13 protein-coding genes are annotated in these 15,070 nt (G+C 40.6%); 11 read left to right on the forward strand and 2 right to left on the reverse strand.

Going from position 1 to position 15,070, the window contains the following annotated elements; genetic code table 11:
• Positions 1-204: 204 nt before the first annotated feature.
• Complete coding sequence (locus BQ5321_RS09690; RefSeq protein ID WP_071394298.1) at positions 205-804, reverse strand: TetR/AcrR family transcriptional regulator; 600 nt, start codon at positions 802-804, stop codon at positions 205-207.
• A gap of 223 nt (positions 805-1,027) precedes the next feature.
• Here BQ5321_RS09690 and BQ5321_RS09695 point away from each other — a divergent pair, with 223 nt between their 5' ends.
• Together BQ5321_RS09695 and BQ5321_RS09700 are read left to right on the forward strand one after the other, a co-directional pair.
• Entirely contained in the window at positions 1,028-2,257 is a 1,230-nt protein-coding gene (locus tag BQ5321_RS09695) for a benzoate/H(+) symporter BenE family transporter (RefSeq protein ID WP_071394299.1), read from the forward strand.
• Between the two features lie 144 nt (positions 2,258-2,401).
• Positions 2,402-3,616 (forward strand): MFS transporter, encoded by a 1,215-nt coding sequence (locus BQ5321_RS09700; RefSeq protein WP_234978382.1) that lies wholly within the window; start codon positions 2,402-2,404, stop codon positions 3,614-3,616.
• Positions 3,617-3,654: 38 nt separating this feature from the next.
• On the opposite strand, the gene BQ5321_RS09705 is transcribed toward BQ5321_RS09700, so the two are convergent.
• Positions 3,655-3,942, reverse strand: a complete 288-nt coding sequence (locus tag BQ5321_RS09705) for a HesB/YadR/YfhF family protein (protein ID WP_071394301.1) — start codon at positions 3,940-3,942, stop codon at positions 3,655-3,657.
• A gap of 595 nt (positions 3,943-4,537) precedes the next feature.
• On the opposite strand from BQ5321_RS09705, the gene BQ5321_RS09710 reads away from it, so the two are divergent.
• The 9 genes from BQ5321_RS09710 (at position 4,538) to BQ5321_RS09750 (ending at position 15,045) form a co-directional block, all read left to right on the forward strand.
• Positions 4,538-6,049, forward strand: coding sequence for an NADH dehydrogenase subunit 5 (locus tag BQ5321_RS09710; RefSeq protein WP_071394302.1), 1,512 nt, complete (start codon positions 4,538-4,540; stop codon positions 6,047-6,049).
• Complete coding sequence (locus BQ5321_RS09715; protein WP_084786727.1) at positions 6,046-8,661, forward strand: DUF2309 domain-containing protein; 2,616 nt, start codon at positions 6,046-6,048, stop codon at positions 8,659-8,661. The genes BQ5321_RS09710 and BQ5321_RS09715 overlap by 4 nt, the downstream gene beginning before the upstream one ends.
• 87 nt (positions 8,662-8,748) lie before the next feature.
• A complete protein-coding gene (locus BQ5321_RS09720) occupies positions 8,749-9,114 on the forward strand; it encodes a Na-translocating system protein MpsC family protein (protein ID WP_071394304.1) in 366 nt (121 codons plus the stop codon).
• A 67-nt stretch (positions 9,115-9,181) separates the two neighbouring features.
• Positions 9,182-9,667 carry a carbonic anhydrase gene (locus BQ5321_RS09725; RefSeq protein ID WP_071394305.1) on the forward strand — a complete coding sequence of 162 codons (486 nt, stop codon included), beginning with the start codon at positions 9,182-9,184 and terminating at the stop codon, positions 9,665-9,667.
• Between the two features lie 201 nt (positions 9,668-9,868).
• A complete protein-coding gene (gene trkA, locus BQ5321_RS09730) occupies positions 9,869-11,248 on the forward strand; it encodes a Trk system potassium transporter TrkA (protein WP_071394306.1) in 1,380 nt (459 codons plus the stop codon).
• On the forward strand, positions 11,226-12,704 hold the full coding sequence (locus BQ5321_RS09735) for a TrkH family potassium uptake protein (protein ID WP_071394307.1): 1,479 nt from the start codon (positions 11,226-11,228) through the stop codon (positions 12,702-12,704). Before trkA ends, BQ5321_RS09735 begins: the two co-directional genes overlap by 23 nt.
• A gap of 181 nt (positions 12,705-12,885) precedes the next feature.
• Positions 12,886-13,131: a YuzB family protein gene (locus tag BQ5321_RS09740; RefSeq protein ID WP_071394308.1), complete on the forward strand. Its 246-nt coding sequence runs from the start codon at positions 12,886-12,888 to the stop codon at positions 13,129-13,131.
• Positions 13,132-13,266: 135 nt separating this feature from the next.
• Positions 13,267-13,923, forward strand: a complete 657-nt coding sequence (locus tag BQ5321_RS09745; RefSeq protein ID WP_261798758.1) for a DsbA family oxidoreductase — start codon at positions 13,267-13,269, stop codon at positions 13,921-13,923.
• A 282-nt stretch (positions 13,924-14,205) separates the two neighbouring features.
• Entirely contained in the window at positions 14,206-15,045 is an 840-nt protein-coding gene (locus tag BQ5321_RS09750; RefSeq protein WP_071394310.1) for an alpha/beta fold hydrolase, read from the forward strand.
• Positions 15,046-15,070 lie beyond the last annotated feature (25 nt).

Below are 15,070 nucleotides of genomic sequence, written 5' to 3' on the forward strand. Positions count from 1 at the left end.
TGCTCAATACTTCACAAACTTAATTCAAGGTTATATTAACATAGTAAAAGTAAACGTGTCTATGGATTCTTAATTACTAATAATTTAGAGTGAATCCTTTGTTCATCAATTAGACAAATAATTACGATAAATACAGCCAAAACCCCTTAAATTCTTATATTCAAGGGGTTTTTCTTTATTCAGCAGAAGGCTTCCATAGACTTGTCAATCCCGACAAATGCTCTTCATCACCTGATCAAGTAATGTATCAATAAACGTTGAATCCACCACTTTCTTTTGAATAAGCAGTCGGTAATAGATTGGTCCGTAAAACATATCTGCTATGATTTCCATATTCGTTGTGTATTGAATTTCAGCTTCTACAATGGCTCGTTCAATCACTCGTATCGCATCCTCGCGGCGGGACTTAAGAAACTCTTTGTGAAAAGCAACAGCAATTTCTGAATCCTCTCCACTTCCTGCTACAAGACCCACAACGGTTCGCCCAAGAGCACTGTTTAAAATTGTGGCTAGACTTTGAAGCTGCTGCCGAAAATTATCGCGGAAAGTGCTATGTTCTAAAAAGTATAGACTGGTTTCAGTTGATGTAAGAAAGGCATCAAACACGACAGATGCTTTATTTGGCCACCAGCGATAGATAGTGGATTTTCCAACACCTGCACGTTGGGCGATTGCTTCAATGGTCAATGCTTCATACCCGGATTCCTCTAATAAGTCAACGGTTGCATTCAGAATCGCCGTTTCAGATGCCGCACTGCGCGGTCTCCCTGGGGAATGCTGTTTCAATCGTTTATTTTCAGCCATTTTCATTCCTCACTTGAATGGATAGACTCCATGGTTTCTATTATATATTATGATTGTATACAATTTTCCACTATAAACCAATGAAAAACAAATATTATTAATATTGCAAAAATTTATCTTTTATTTATAATATAAAACAGAACGTATCGTTTCGAAATGTAGGTGCTTTGCCACAGGTGCAATCAAAATTCAAACAAAAAGTGGAATAGGGGGAAGAGCAGCAATGAAGGAGAATCATTTCCTAACGAATGTGAAGGATTTACGACACACCATCAATATCAATACGGTAAGCTCAGCAGTTGTTGCTTCCATTTTCGGCAGTACAGGCCCTGCTTTAATTGTGATTGGAGCGGCAACCGGAGGAGGCTTGACCTATGAGCAGACCATCAGCTGGCTGTTTGCTGTTTATTTTTTCAGTGGGCTACTAGGGATGTACCTAGCATTAAAGTATCGTCAGCCCATCACGGGTGCCTATACAATTGCCGGGACTGTCCTGGTAGCAGGGTCATTAACTCATTTTTCATTGAATGAGGCGATTGGCGCTTATATCGTTGCGAACATTCTAGTCATTATCCTAGGTCTATCGGGATTCATAGACAAGCTGATGAAATGGATGCCACTCCCCATTGTGATGGGGATGATTGTTGGTGTTATGATCCGGTTTGCCATCGAAATGATTACATCTATAACCATTTCTCCAATCCTAGCAGGTTCAGCGATTCTAGCCTTTTTACTTTCATCTCGTTTTTTTAAAAAGGTACCGCCTGTTTTATCTGCCTTAATAGTTGCGATTACTTTGGCCTTCTTTATGGATGCCTTTACGTTTCAGGAAATGGGAGTATCCTTTATTCTTCCGCAGATGATATGGCCGGTATTTAGTCTGGAAGCCATTATATCCATCAGTATCCCACTTGCGTTACTCATCATTTGCTCTGAAAATGCACAGGCATCAGGAGTGTTGATGGCTCAAGGCTACAACCCGCCGAATAATGCGATGGCCATATCTGGTTCGACTGTCGGACTGCTTGCATCTGTTTTTGGCGGTCACGCGATTAATATTGCGGGACCGGCAACAGCCATTAATGCCTCGAAGGAGGTAGGAGCTAAAGAAACTCGTTATGCAGCCGGCTTCTTAAATGGAGCAATCTACGCGGGATATGGCTTACTAGCATCACTGGTCGTTCCCTTTGTGATAGCAATGCCAGGAGTGATTGTGACGGTAATCGCGGGACTGGCGATGCTAGGGGTTCTAATCCATTCATTAAAGACTGCTTTTTCAAACAGTCAATTTCAGATGGGCGCTTTTTTTGCCTTAATCATCGGAATGTCAGGCGTGAACTTTTTCAATATTAGTGCTCCATTATGGGCAATTATTGGAAGCTTGCTCGTAACCTTATTACTTGAAAAAGAACAACTAGACTTAAAATTAAAAACAGATGCGAAAACATACTAGGTACCCTCGAGAAATAGAGGAGTACCTAGTATTCTTTTAACGGATTGCTGTCAAGAATTTTTTTGTAATAAATCTATTATTATTTAAATATATTAGAAAACGTGATAACATTATTCGTATTGTAAAGGAAAGGAAGTAATGTTCTTGGGTAATCGACTATGGACAAAAGATTATATCTTTGTCTGTTTAACTACTTTTCTTATGTTTCTAAACTATTATTATTTGCTCGTAACCATTCCAATCTACTTAATTCAGGATCTACAGGGGAATACAGCTCAAGCGGGGATATTGGTTGCAGTGTTTTACGTGGCAGCGATTTTTATTCGTCCCTTTGCCGGGCAATGGATAGAAGCCTATGGCATGAAGAAGGCTTTAATCGCCTCTCTTGCGATCTATCTGGGCGCTGCTATTATGTATCTTTTCACCGACTCACTGATGAGCTTAGCGATTTTGCGTTTTGTTCATGGAATTGGCTTTGGTATGATTACTACTTCACTAGGCACAATCGTCGCTGACATTATCCCTAAAGGTAGAAAAGGGGAAGGAATGGGTTACTATGGATTAATGATGAATGTTTCCATGGCGTTAGGTCCCTTTATTGGTTTACTGGCCATCAATCAATGGGGCGCAACGACCATGTTTGTGATAAGTGTCGTAAGTGTTGCCGTAGGTACATTTACAGCCTTCCTCATTAGTCTGCCGAAAGAAAAACTTAGGTCTGCAGCTGAAAACACAGTGAAGGATAAAGGCTTATTAATGAACAATCTAATCGAAATGTCTTCCCTAAGAATTTCGCTTGTCAGCTTCTTTTTCGCTCTTGTCTACTCATCGATTGTTTCGTTTGTATCGGTATATGCAGCGGAATTGCAATTAACAGAGGTGGCAAGCTATTTCTTTATCGTTTATGTGATTGCGCTGATTGTATCAAGGCCGTTTACTGGAAAATGGTTTGATCAGTATGGAGCAAACGTAATTATGTTTCCTTCCATTATCAGCTTTGCCATTGGGATGTTCCTATTAAGTCAAGCGAACAGTGCATTTATGTTCTTATTTTCAGCAGCCTTTATCGGTCTTGGCTGGGGAACCATTTTTCCATCTGCCCAAACGATTGCAATCCAGGTCGCAGCACCGGAAAGAAGAGGGGTGGCAACGGCTACCTTCTTATCCACGATGGACTCAGGTATCGGAATTGGCTCTGTAATCGTTGGGATTGTTGGAGCGAAAATAGGCTACAGCTCATTATATTTCTATAGCTCTTTATTTGTTCTTGTCGGATTGATTGTATATTATGTTCTGCATGGTAAAGCAAGCCGACGCAGTGCACCTGAACAAGCATTTGAATTAAGAAAAGTGGACTAAAAAAGAGGCACCAACACAATGGTGCCTACTTTCATAAATTAACCCTGTATAAAAACAGGCTCTTCTATTAGCTCATTAAAGTCTATTACTAAATCCTTATCTTCAAAATACCATGTGTCATCGTCTTCAATAAAGAAGGTGATTCCGTCCTTTTCTACAAGAGTATGAGATTGTTCAGGATTTTCCTTATCGATTCCCAGTGAAAATCCCTTTACAAACGAGTTGAAGCCGCCATATCGGACATAAAATCTTACAAAATCACCTTCAGTTAAAGATAAATCCTCTTTATACCATTCTACTACTTTATCGGACATTTTAATTTGCATGATTTTATCACCTCGTAAAAGAATACAGAAATTAATTGTGATGTATTTCACAATCACTTCTTGTCTTTAGTATATCACAGCTTATGTATAGAAACAGTGTATAGTTTGTGACATATTAAGTTGTATTTATATATATATATTTGCAGTTATTCATGTGAATTTTTGATAGTATATTGCTTTAGATGTGATAAATGTTGCTTCTTGACTTGACAGAATGTTTGAAAAAGAGTAGTATAATTGCTAAACATATATTCATAAATATATTCTATAAATATACGATTACTTTAGCGTTTAGTTAATCATTTGTAATTGACTGGATGAAAAAGTAAATTCCTATATAGATAGAAATCTAAACTGTTATCCTTATTAATTACATATTTAGGTAGACTGAAAAAAGCCTATATGGGCTAGTTGAAAGTAAACCGACAATTATCTTGATTTACGGTCGCAATCTGATCATAAATCAATGAAGTTGTCGGTTTTTTGTTGTTTTTTTAGAAGATGTGCTGGAAAGGAAGGAGCATCATGAAGTTCTAGTAACGTGCAAAACCGGCAGGGGTTGTTCCTGCCGGAAATTCGAGGGGAGGGGAGTATCATGTTAATTTCATGGCCCATCTTATTTCTTATTTTTCTTGCGGTTTCATTGCTTAGCTCGGTCCTGCTATTATTTTCGAAGGTCTCTTTGAACTACATATCTATTCATATTGGAGTGGTATCGCTGCCACCGATCGTTGCCTTACTTGCCCTCATTTTTCAAAAAAACGATCTGATTTGGGGACCCTGGCATTTTCAGTCCCTATCATGGCTTCTGGCTTTGTTTGTTCTGACAATGGGTCTTCTCGTCCAGCGCTTCTGTGTTCATTTCATGCTTGGCGACCGCTCCTATCGTAAGTATTTTACTCTTTTGACGCTTACGACAACAGCTGGTTCACTTGCCTGGCTTAGTGATGATCTTCGGCTGCTATTGCTCTGTTGGGGAACAGTCCTTCTCAGTTTAACTCTTATCATCAGATTAAAAAAAGAATGGCAGGTAGCCAAACGTGCCGCTGCTACGATGGGTCGTTTGTTTGGCGTTAGCTGGCTGCTTTTATTAGCAGCGATCCTCTGGATTTCGCAAGCAACAGGGCATTGGCAGCTGTCACAGATCCTGACCGCAGATGGCCTAGCAGAGCTAGAGTCATGGGAAAGAACCTCTATTAATCTACTATTGGTCTTATCAGTCGTGATGACAGCAGGACAATGGCCTTTCCAGGGCTGGCTATTAGACTCGGCAGTAGCGCCAACGCCTATTTCAGCGGTTATGCATGCTGGTATTGTAAATGCTGGAGGTATTCTATTAACTCTTTTCGCTCCGCTATTTACAACAGGAATCGCTCAAATCACTCTGCTTATTCTCTCGGGCATTTCGGTCTTAATGGGAGCTGGAATAATGCTTGTCCACGTAGACTACAAACGACAGCTCGTAGGCTCCACGATTGCCCAGATGGGATTCATGCTGATTCAATGTGCTTTGGGTGCCTATATAGCAGCCATTATTCATGCAGTCCTTCATGGTCTGTTTAAAGCAACGCTTTTTCTTCAGGCAGGCTCTGCAGTTCATCATCAGCACAAGTCAAAATCATCCGCCTCATTATGGGGCAAATGCTCTGGTGCTTTGATAGGGATACTAGCGGGAGTTGGGTATTGGTCCATTTCGCCGGAAGGGGCTTATCAATGGATTAGCAGCATCATTATTGGCTGGTCAGTGGGGCTGGCATGGGTGCAGCTTGTTGTGACAGGACATGGACGTATCGGAAGTTTTGCAGGTATTCTGCTATTTTTAGCAGGAGGATGGGTCTATTTCGTGATTCATTTTGGATTTCATCGACTGCTACATGAAACGATCAGGACTGGAGTAGAGCCTCCGTTAGCTGTAAGTATGCTATTTTTGCTTCTTCTGTTCCTATTTCTTGCGATTGGCTTATGGCTCGCGCGGAAGCCTTCTTCGAGAGGCTATACATTTCTTTATCTTCGGCTTGTGAAGCTAGGGGAGCCTAAGCAGGAAACAGTTGAAAGCCATCCCAAGTATTTAACGCAATACATGTCACAGGGAGGGAAGTTAAATTGAATTCCGTATTAACCTTAACTAAAACAGTCCATAGCGAAAATAAGCTTCAAGACCTGGAGCTGAATATCGAGGAGCTGGTGGAAGCAGCCAGCAGGACCATTGCGCCGCTTGGACCTATCACGACGTTTGCCGCACGACATCCTTGGGTAGGGATGGAGCATCAATCATTCGAAAAAACAGCTCGATTTCTAAAGGATATGGTTGATGTGGATCTGTACCCAAAAGAATCCTTGATACAATCTGCCTGGTCTCGTGGCGAGATTGAGGAAGAATATCTAGAAGAAAGTCTTCAAAAATGGCTTGAAGCTCAAAAGCTGGAGTTGCCGTACGATGTGGCTGAGACATACTGCAGGAATGCACTGAAAGGAGGAAAGTCAACGGCTGAATATTCAATATCTGAAGTAAGACATACAGCAAAGAAGTTAGCGCGTTATCAGCCAATAACAAGGGGGAATTATGTCGTTCAAACCTATAGTCAGCTTCTCGACAATCAGGGAAAGCTGCAGGCTACACAAGCGCTCAATTCCCATATGATTAAGTGGTGTAAACTATACTTGGATTCTCAGGCTGCTTGGTCGATGCCAAACCGCGAGAAAGGCTTCTTTTATGCATGGAAGCGACTTGTTCCGTATGATTCAGCACTAAAGCCGTCCATTCGTAAGAAGTTAAAAAACGTTCCGAATGAGGCTGAGTCTGCATTACAGGAAGTCTTGTTATCTTTAGAGGTTCCCTATCCAGACCTGCAGGCCTATCTTGAAGCCCATCTTCTTGCTTTACCAGGCTGGGCGGGCATGATGCTTTGGCGTTCACAGCAGGAAAATGAGGAAGCTACCTTGTTGACGGAATATTTGGCAGTCAGGCTCTTGCTGGAGTGGGCTCTAATCAAACCCTATCTTCCGTTGCAGCAGGTAGTAGAGAAGCAGATGCTGATAGAAGACCTTATCGCAAACTGGTTTCATTGGGGGAATATGCCTATACATGCTTGGTCACAAGCTTCTTCGACTGAAATTACAGCGCGTTTAACACTTGCCATCCGCTTTGATACCATTCTCCGACATCGGATTTGGCTAGAGGCATGGGAAAAAACGTACGAGAACCAATTGAAAAAGCTACTGACAGCAAACGTGCATTCGGAAGCTGAACCAAAGCAGTCGTCTGCATTGGCACAATTTGTCTTTTGTATTGATGTTCGTTCAGAGATTTTCCGTCGCAAGCTAGAGGCATCAGGTCCATTTGAGACATACGGCACAGCAGGTTTTTTCGGACTGCCAATTGAAGCCTATAAGCTTGGCAGTGAGCACGGTCATCCTTCCTTACCAGTGATGTTTAAACCGCAAATAAAAGTAAAGGAATTTTCAAAGGAATCCATGCTCGAACAATATCAGCAGCGCTTGGATACTCTACATGGATCGAGCAGAGCATTCAAGGGAATGAAGCAGGATGTGCTCGCAAGTCTTGTGCTGCCGGAAGTCAGCGGTCCATGGCTCACACTTCAAACACTGGCTCGAAGCTTTGTTCCAGAAAGAGCAGGGGCTATCCTTCGTAAGGCTAAGGAAAAATGGCTGAGCAAGCCTTCTGCTGAACTATCGCTCAACATACAGCATTCGGATACAGACATTTCGATTGGTTTTACTGAGAAGGAAAAAGTAACCTATGTCAGACAGGCGTTGAAAATGATGGGACTGACAGAAAAGTTCGCTCCATTAGTTGTGATTTGCGGTCACGGAAGTCACAGCACCAATAATCCATACTCGTCATCCCTTGACTGCGGGGCTTGTGGAGGAGCATCTAGTGAATTTAATGCACGGGTACTAGCAGCTTTATGTAATCTGCCGGAAGTAAGGCAGGCCCTTATTTTTGAAGGTATTGTTATTCCAAAATCTACCGTATTCATCGCTGCCGAGCATGTCACAACCACCGATGAGCTTCGTCTAATCGATGTCCCGGAGCAGACAGAGAGCGCAGTGAAAGCATTCAATCACATACAATCCGTATTGCCGCAGGTGAAAGAGGATGCCTGCAAGGAGAGATTGATGCAGCTGCCGAATATCGGATATAACGGTAAAAACCCGACACTAGAGGCTAAGCGGTTTGCGGAGGATTGGAGCGAGGTACGTCCGGAATGGGGATTAGCTCGCAATGCAGCCTTTATTATTGGAAAACGTGAGCTGACAATGAATAGTAGGCTAGAGGGAAGAACCTTTCTCCATAACTATAGCTGGCAGAAGGATCCTAACGGTACGATATTAGCTAATATTATCAAAGGACCCGCAACCGTTACCCAGTGGATTAACCTGCAATACTATGCTTCCACCGTTGCTCCTCATTATTATGGAAGCGGGAATAAAAGAACGCAAACCGTAACTTCTGGTATGGGTGTCATGCAAGGAAATTCCAGTGACCTATTGGCAGGTCTCCCGTGGCAATCTGTGATGAGCTCAGATCATGAGCTCTATCATAGTCCATTGCGATTGTTAGTGTTGATTCAAGCTCCAAAGGAGTATATTGAGAAGCTGTTAAGGCAGGATCTTGATTTTCATCAAAAGGTACAGAATGGATGGATTCGTTTAGCCTCTATAGATGAGGAGGGGAACTGGGTCAGCTGGTCCTAAGCAATTGATTAGTTGGAAAAAAAGATAATGGGCAATAATGGAGAATAATATATAAATTTTTATTGTAAAAAAGGAAAGTGAAGGATAGTGGATAAAACAAAAGGAGCTCTTGAAGCTGAAATAAGTAAAGCATTAACCCATTGGGAGAAGCAGTATCTTGGCAGGGGGTCTGTATCGGTTAAATCTGATATTTTACGCGATATGATTATTGTGAGTCTACGCGGAATCTTGACTCCTGCTGAGTATTCTCTATGTAAGGATAAAGAAGGGCTATTATCCGTAAAAGAAAATCGGAATAGCTTAGTTGAATCAGGGATAGATGAACTAAAGGAAATCATCTTCCTGACAACAGGCTTAAAGGTATTAAGCTTTTACACCGATCTTAGCACCCAAACGGGAGAACGAATTATGGTCTTTAAGCTTTCAGGTGATTTACAGCAGAAATTAGCTTAAGGCCTACTTCATCTTGTGTCAAGATGCTAATAAGCAGAAACGTAACGGTCATTCATGGAGGAGATTTATGTATAGAGGAGAAAATAGAAAAGTACTCTTTGTAGTTGGAGTAGGACAGGAAATTGAGGATGATTTTTTTACACCATGTTATCCTCTTCCTCAAGAAAATATCCACATCCTGGAAAGTGATGAATTAGAAGAAATAGAACCTTTCGGAGATACTTTGAGGGATATTCTTATACATGTCTATCAAAAAAATATAAATGAAATTGTGATTATTCATTCGAAAGAGGATTCGGAAGATATCTTTGGTAAAATGGGGAACAGTATTAATTATGAAGAGAATAATGCTACATTAGATTATCTTTTTACCCATTATCATCCAGAATTTCCAAACAGCACGTTAGGTGATTGGTTAAAGGGAAACAATAGATTAAAAGATAGTAGACAGACTGCAGCCGAAAGGATCCGCCGACACCCATTAGTTCCTCAAAATGTCAAAATAACAGAATTACCAATAAGTTTGAAGCCTGAAAAGCAGCTTAAAAAATGATCATTTTACGAAACTAACCTTATCGTTTTCTATTAATGATGAGAGAGACTGGTTTAGAAGTCTCATGACAGGGACAAGGAGCCTTTGGACTCCTTGTCCTATAATTTTGTCATATTTTTGGTCTTTACATTAATATCCAATAAGCGTAATATCATCCACATAGAAGGCCTTTCAAAACTCGTAAGATAGAGGGAGATTAGCATGAGGGTACTCATTGTTGGTGCTGGAAAATTAGGCTATAAAGCAGCGGAATCTCTATTAAATAATCATATGGAGGTAACGGTAGTCGATTCTAACGATAAGGTCATTGAACAAATGAATGATCATCTGGATATCCTTGCTGTTCATGCAAATGGTTTACAGGTGACTCTATTGCAAGAATTAGGGGTTCATCATTATGATCTTACGATTGCCTCTACGAATAGTGATGAAACGAATACCATTATCTGTACAATAGCCAAAAGGCTTGGCTGCAAAAAAGCCATTGCCAGAATCAGAAATCCGGAAAACCTGTCACAGCTGGACTTTATTAAAAAGGAATTCGGAATTGATTATATTGTGAATCCTAATTTGGCGATTGCAAGGGAAATAAGCCGCTACATTTTAAAAAATTATAGCTTCTATTCTGGTGACTTTGCTAAAGGGAAGGTTCAGATGCAGGAGTTTCATGTCCATTATCTAAATCCTATTGTTGATAAGCGGATTATGGACTTAGCTGATATGGATGAATTACTCATAGCCGCGATTAAACGTAATGGCAAGATTATCATTCCTAATGGATCGTCGAGGATGAAAGCGGATGATATTCTCTTTATTATCGGTAAAAGTGAAAGAATTAATAAGCTAGAAGAAGCTTTTGGCTTGACCATGAAAAAGATACAGATTAAAGATGTGATGATTCTAGGTGGCGGGAAAGTTGGTTATTATATCGCGAAGCAGCTGCTTCACGATCATATTAACGTCACAATCATTGAAGTAGACCGGGCTCGTTGTCTTTATTTATCAGAGCATTTATCTCAGGCAATTATTATCAATGGAGATGGGACCGATATTCGTTTATTGGAGGAAGAAAATCTCTCTAATATGGATGCTTTTATTGGTGCGACCAATATGGATGAACAAAATATTCTAATGACTCTATTGGCTAAGCAATATGGCGTAAAGAAAGGAATCACAAAGATTAGCCGGCCAAATTATAGTCAAATTATTGATAGACTTGATATTGATGTTGCTTTAAATCCTATTAATATTACTGCCAGTGATATCTTAAAATTCATCCGCGGCGGCAGAGTTGTATCAGTCTCATTATTACTGGGAGGACAAGCAGAAGTAACGGAAGTCATTCTAGAAGAAGGGTTAAAGGTTGTTGGTAGGAAAATTCATGAGCTCCATTTGCCAAAGGGAATTATTATTGGAGCCGTTGTTCGTAAAGGAGAGGTGATTATACCTAAAGGTGATACGGTCTTAAGTGCGAACGATCGATTAATTATCTTTTGTTTAACAACTCATGTCGAGGCTTTACATATTTTCTTTAAGGCAGGCAAGGGAGCGCGGTTACATGAATTATTTAAACGTCTTTAAAGTAACGGGCTTTATCCTTTTCATAGAGTCGTTTCTAATGATTCCGCCCTTATTGATATCGATGTATTATCATCAGTCAGACCAGTATGCGTTTTTGATTAGCATTATCATCATTGCCGCTATGGGTGTTCCATTAGCGGTACTGAAAACGAGCACCCATTCGATAAAAATAAAGGAAGGCTTGGCCATTGTGACGCTTGGCTGGTTGTTAACCTCTGCTTTGGGTGCGATGCCTTATGTCATATCCGGCAGCATTCCATCCTATGTAGATGCCTTTTTTGAAACAGTTTCAGGACTAACGACAACAGGAGCATCGATTGTAAATGATGTGGAGAGCTTGCCGCGTGGAATATTATTTTGGCGTTCCTTCACCCATTGGATCGGCGGGATGGGTATCCTGGTGTTTACCATTGCATTACTTCCAACCATTGGAGCTGGTGGTTTCCAGCTTTTTAAAGCGGAAAGTCCTGGTCCGATATCAGATAAAATCGTTCCCGGAATAAAAAAGACAGCGATTATTTTATACCTGACCTATTTAACATTAACTCTGCTAGAAATGATCCTGCTTGTTATCGGGGGAATGTCATGGTATGAGTCCGCGTTGCATACTTTCGGTACGGTTGGTACAGGCGGTTTTTCAACGAGAAATGCCAGTATTGCTGCATTTGACAGCAACTATATTCAGCTTGTTATTGCTGTTTTTATGGTGCTAGCCGGAGTGAACTTTTCCTTGTTTTTTTTCCTATTTAAAAGGAAATGGCGTGATATATTTGGGAATGAAGAATTCCGCTTGTATCTCTGTATTATTCTGACTACTACTGTATTAATCGCATCAAATCTCTATTTCACAGCATATGAAGGTCGGCTCGGTACATCTATAAGGGATGCTTTCTTTCAGGTTAGTTCGATTATGTCAACAACAGGCTATGCAACAGCTGACTATAATCAATGGCCAACCTTTAGTAAGAATATCTTATTCTTATTGATGTTTATTGGCGGGTCTGCTGGTTCAACGACTGGTGCTATCAAAGTACTGAGAATCCTAATCCTGTTCAAATTAATCAAAAGAGAGCTATTAAAAATTCAACACCCTAGGGCAGTGATGGCCATTAAACTTCAGAATAAAGCACTATCAAGCGGGGTTACAACAAGTATTGTTAGTTTTTTTGTTTTATATATTCTCCTGTTTATTGGTGGAACAGTATTCATCTCTCTTGAAGATATCGGGCTGGAAAGTGCCGCTAGTGCTGTTGCCGCAACGTTAGGAAACATCGGACCGGGCTTTGGTTTGGTAGGACCAACTGAAAATTTCAGCGGTTTTAGTGATTTTAGTAAAATCATTTTTTCCATCCTTATGTTGTTTGGAAGGCTGGAGCTATTCACAATACTGGCTTTTATCATGCCTTTAAACGTTCGCAAGGAGAAACATAAGGGGTTTAAAGAGTATAAGGCATAATGATTAAATGGTTTTACAAGCTTCTTTTTCTAAATGGAAAAAATAGACGACTCTTTAATAAGAAAGAATGCGTCTATTTTTGTTTGGCAAGAATATGTAAGAAGCAAAAAGTGTTTTAATCAAAGAATGAACTTTTTTAGTTGGTAACTATGAGTTGTGGCTTGGGGAAGGAGAGAGAGGCATGGGCATCGTAGTTGTTGATATCTGTGAGTCAAGCTTTATCAATGAAGTGGATGTGGAAACAATCCTTGAAACTGAATATCCCGAGGTCGCTGTGATATCAAATGACTGCCTTTCCTTCTGCGGGATGTGTGCGAAAAGACCCTTTGCCTTTGTGAATGGGAAACCCATTTTTGCTAAAACGGTTGAAGAATGTCTTAGGTTGATTAGAGAAAGAATTGAAGAGGAGCTGGCGTTTTATTTATAGTCCAGGAGATAGTGGATGTAGGCAAATTATGTGTAAATGTCAGTCAACCCCCGTATAATAGGGAGGAACAATAGAACAGGAGGGGCAGACATGCATATTGAAATGTGGACCGACTTTGCATGACCATTTTGCTATATTGGCAAAAGGCGTCTGGAGGATGCTATCAAAAAAATTGACCATCCAATTGAAGTGAGCTATCGCTGCTTTGAATTGGATCCCAATATGGAAAAAGACGTAAAGGATAATATGTACGAGGCTTTAGCCAAGAAATATGGCATGACAATCGAGCAAGCGAAAGCGAATACGGAGAACATCGTACGGATGGCAAAGGAACTTGGTTTGGACTATCAAATGGATACGCTGATTTTGACAAACACCTTTGATGCTCACCGTTTAACGATGTTTGCTAAAACAAAAGGCTTAATGAAAGAGATGACTGAGCGGATTCTCCGTGCCTATTTTACTGAATCCAAGCATATTGGAGACCACGAGACCCTTGCAGATTTGGCCGCCGAGGTGGGACTGGACCGTGAGGAAGCCCTGCATATGCTTGCAGGTCAAGAAATGACAGACTTGGTTCGAGAGGATGAAGCATTGGCACGGCAGTACCGTGTCACAGGTGTTCCTTTCTTTCTGATTAATAAAAAATATGCCCTAACAGGCGCCCAGCCAACAGAAACGTTTGTTCAAGCGTTGAAAAAAGTCATCGCCGAGGATGAAATCACGGTGTTAAATAGTCAAGACAGCTTGAACTGTGATGAGAATGGCTGTGAAGTTCCTAAAAGAAAATAAATAAAACCAAATAAAACCTGCCCGCAATAGTAAAACAGCGGGTAGGTTTTATTCGTTCCCGACTAAAATTTATAAAAAAAAGAATAGGCTATCAATTGGTGAGTTCTGTAACGAATCAAGTAATATAGTGATAGAAACTAAAAAAGGGAATAGTCTTAAAATATAGAATACTATGCTATTTTGTTATATGATAATAGGTGAAAATCCACTCTAATGGTTGTTGCTTTTATCCAAATGAAACAACCGTTTCCAAATTAAGTGTGTTTAGGGAGGAATGTTAAAATGGTAGAAATCGGGAAATATATAAATGCCAATGGAATCAATACACATTATCATGAGGCTGGACAAGGTGAACCGCTTCTATTAATTCATGGGTCAGGTCCAGGGGCATCTGCATGGGCAAACTGGCGTTTAGCTTTTCCGGCGCTTTCAGAGCAATTCCATCTTTATGCACCGGATGTGGTTGGTTTTGGTACGACTGAAAGACGTGAGGGACAGGACTATTCGATTGATGTATGGGTTAACCATATGATAGATTTTATAGAAGCGATTGGTGAAAAGAAAGTTTCTATTATCGGGAATTCGTTTGGTGGAGCGATTGCGCTTCATTTGGTTTATCGCCGCCCTGATCTGGTAAATAGAGTTGTCCTAATGGGAAGTGTAGGAAACCAGTCCACCCTTTCTGCTGGGTTAGATGCCGTTTGGGGTTATACGCCAAGCTTTGACAATATGAAAAACCTAATTAAGATTTTCTCCTATGATCAAAGCAATGCAGCCAATGATAATTTAGTTGAAATGCGCTATCAAGCGAGTATCCAGGAAGGCTTCCAAGAGGCATTTTCAAGCATGTTCCCTGCTCCTAGACAGAGACACTTAGATGCAATGGCTTTAACGGATGAACAGCTTAAGAGCATTGAGAAGTCTGTATTATTAATTCATGGGCGCGAGGATGAAGTGATTCCATTAGAAGAAACAAGCTGGGAAATCGCTCGTTTAATCCCTAATGCTGAGCTCCATGTATTTCCACATTGCGGACACTGGGTGCAAATTGAGAAAACCGAGGAATTTATTGCACAGGTGATTGGGTTTTTGAAACGTACAAAAGCAGTTAATGCTGTATAAAAGTATAAAATAAAATAGATTATAT

This window comes from Bacillus tuaregi (genome assembly GCF_900104575.1).
In the GTDB taxonomy this organism is placed as follows: domain Bacteria; phylum Bacillota; class Bacilli; order Bacillales; family Cytobacillaceae; genus Bacillus_BD; species Bacillus_BD tuaregi.